General features: G+C 34.7%; 3 protein-coding genes. All 3 read right to left on the bottom strand.

Going from position 1 to position 2,057, the window contains the following annotated elements; translation table 11 throughout:
- Positions 1–43: 43 nt before the first annotated feature.
- A complete protein-coding gene (locus AC1DTM_RS23945) occupies positions 44–694 on the bottom strand; it encodes a DsbA family oxidoreductase (RefSeq protein WP_016104540.1) in 651 nt (216 codons plus the stop codon).
- 103 nt (positions 695–797) lie between these two features.
- On the bottom strand, positions 798–1,229 hold the full coding sequence (locus tag AC1DTM_RS23940) for an Rrf2 family transcriptional regulator (RefSeq protein WP_002148752.1): 432 nt from the start codon (positions 1,227–1,229) through the stop codon (positions 798–800).
- Positions 1,230–1,349: 120 nt separating this feature from the next.
- Positions 1,350–2,057: LysR family transcriptional regulator substrate-binding protein (locus AC1DTM_RS23935; protein ID WP_477001053.1), on the bottom strand; the 708-nt coding region annotated here is incomplete at its 5' end.

Here is a 2,057-nt window from a genome sequence, read left to right as displayed (position 1 = left end):
TTTTATTTAAACAAATCAACTTGATTCTTTCATGCAAAACGAATTAGCAATATCCATCCGTATTACATTGCATACCTTCAAATGAATTTGTTTTATCCTTTTCGATTTCTTTATCAATTACTCTTTGTAACGTTTCTTTACTAGCAAGCCCTTGAATGACTTCATCACCAATCATGACAGTTGGTACCGCCATAATATTCGCTTCATCATATGCATGCTGAATTGCTTCTTGATGTTTTTCTTTATATTTTCGATTTACTAAAGCATCTTTAAATTCAGCTTCAGGAAGCCCTACTTCTACCGCTAGTTTTGTTAACACATCAATATCTTCAATGTTTTGTTCTTCTTGGAAAAATGCGGTGAATACGCGGTGATGATACTCATTTCCTAGTCCACGTTCTTTCGCAAATTCACATCCTTCAAAAGCTAAATGTGTATATGGATGCGGTGAAACACGTGGCAGACGCATTTCAACCCCTAATTTTTTTGCAGTAGGAAGAATGAAAGAATCCCATGAACCTAACTTATCTGGCTCATTCCAAGGATCTATTTTAGAATATGGACTTGGACGCAATTCAAATGGCATCCATTCGATTTCCACATCTTTCTCTTTCGCTACTTCATCTAATGGACCTTTTGCTAAAAAGCAAAACGGACATATAAAATCTGAGTATACTTTCATTTTCACAGCCATATTATTTGCACCTTACCTTCTTTTTATTTTCAGATGTAACCATGACAGTTACAATTTTAAGAAAAAAATATGCATTCTCTTTTAGAGACTTGCGATTATCATATTATGCATTCATTTTTTGTTGTAAAGATTCAAATAACTGCCCCATCGTAATATTTCTCAAAACTTCTTCCATCGCGGATTGTGCTTGAATTAAAATAACTTCTAACACCGCTTGAATATTCGCTCCAATTGGGCAATCTGGATTCGGTTGCTCGTGAAAATGAAATAGTTTGTCTTCTTCTACTACATTCACTGCATGATACACATCTAACAATGTGATTTCATGTAAATCCTTTAATAATCCCGCGCCACCTGGTCCGCGATTTACATAAACAAATCCAGATTGTTTCAAGTAAGACATTATTTTACGAATGACTACCGGATTTGTATTTACACTTTCGGCCATATAGTCCGAAGTGCAAACTGAAGATGGATTGTTTTTTAAAATAGATAAAATATGAACAGCTATAGAAAAGCGGCTACTAATTTTCATCGTAATCACCACCCGATGTAATCATTATAGTTACAACCGAAAAATAAGTCAATCCTTTTTATAGATTTTTTATAAGCAAATTAAAAAAGTGTCCCATTATGATATATGAGACACCTCTTTTTATTCTGCAAATAACTCTTGGAATTCTTCAATAAATAGCTGTACAGCGAGTGAAGAATCCTTTAATGAAGGAACAGCTAAAGCAATTTCTCTCCATACTTGTGGTTCCAATTCACTCGTTTGTATATTCTTTGGTAAACTCGTTAAAGATAACTCAGCCAAAATTGCGATTCCCAATCCTTCTTGAATCATATTTAAAGCTGTTGTAACTGTCGAAATTACATATTCAGCCCGAAGTGGTACGTTCGCTTGTTTAAACATATCAATAATGGGAGGTTCATATCCACCCTTACATAATATGATTGGTTCATTCTCTAAATCACTTATTGTAATAGATTTCTTCTTACACAAAGGATGATCCTCTCTTAAGACAACAACCATTTTCCCCTTCGTTAAGGGCACGATCTCCATATCTTTATTAGGCAAAATAACAATTCCGATATCAATTACTCGTGATAATAGCCAATCTTCTACTTCTTTAAGTGTACCTTCACAAAGAACTAATTCTAAATTCGGATACTTTTCACGAAAGATATTAATCATTTTAGGTAAGAAATATGCTGAAGCACTCGGAAAACTCCCGATTCGAATCGTTCCAACTTCATGCCCCTTCTCCATCGCAACTTCTTGCTCAATCTTCTCCACACCGTTCAAAATTTCTCTAATATGTACAAGAATTCGGTTTCCCACCTCTGTAACGATTAGCCC

It is taken from the genome of Bacillus sp. P4_D3, from assembly GCF_056401855.1.
The sequence above is the reverse complement of the archived record's forward strand: the minus strand, read 5'-3'. Positions and strand labels throughout refer to the sequence as shown.

Coding starts and splice junctions, on each gene's coding strand:
- AC1DTM_RS23945 (WP_016104540.1), bottom strand. CDS start 694: ATGGCTGTGAAAATGAAAGTATACTCAGATTTTATATGTCCGTTTTGC.
- AC1DTM_RS23940 (WP_002148752.1), bottom strand. CDS start 1,229: ATGAAAATTAGTAGCCGCTTTTCTATAGCTGTTCATATTTTATCTATT.